Annotated in this window: 1 protein-coding gene; it reads left to right on the top strand. The window is 44.4% G+C overall.

The genetic code is table 11. The features are described 5' to 3' along the window. Nucleotides 1-601: tyrosine-type recombinase/integrase (locus ACYQ0O_RS13065; protein WP_459893774.1), on the top strand; the 601-nt coding region annotated here is incomplete at its 5' end. Nucleotides 602-717 lie beyond the last annotated feature (116 nt).

Raw genomic sequence — 717 nt, forward strand, 5'->3', positions numbered from 1 at the left:
ATGGAAACGTGAGCAAACCCTTCCAACCATTTTGAGTCTTCAGGAAGTGAGAAAGATCATTTATGCACTTCCCACCTTACAAAGCCATACCTTTTATCTCACGTTATACTCCCTGGGATTGCGTCTCAGGGAAGCGACTTCATTGCAGGTAAGGGATATCCTCTCTGATCGAGGTCTGGTTCATGTCCATAGGGGTAAAGGGGATATGGACCGGATGGTCCCTCTACCGAAAATCACATTATTGACTTTACGCAAATACTATAAAACCCATGGTAACCTCAAATGGATTTTTCCCGCCCTGGGCCACAATGGAGGAAAAGACTCCCAATTTGCAAAAAATCACGTCAGTGATAGTGGAGTCCAGGGAGTCTTACAACGCACAGTGAAACGTCTGGGGTTTAAAAAACATATCCATCCCCATGTCTTTCGCCATGCCTACGCAACACATCTGCTGGAAGCTAATATCCCTATACGGCATGTCCAAAAAATCCTGGGACATAAAACATTACAAAGCACTATGGTTTATCTGCATGTTACCACACAGGCCCAAACCGATTCCCATGAAAGGATATCCCAGGTGATGCAGGGGGTGTTGTCATGAGCGCTATTCAAAAAATCTTCCAAATCTATGGGCCGAAATATCTGGATCTTTATGGAGACAGAATGCCTAAAATCCATAAAAAGACCATCCAGGATATCACTGATTGCAGAAGAGGG

Source organism: Desulfothermus okinawensis JCM 13304, from assembly GCF_054654515.1.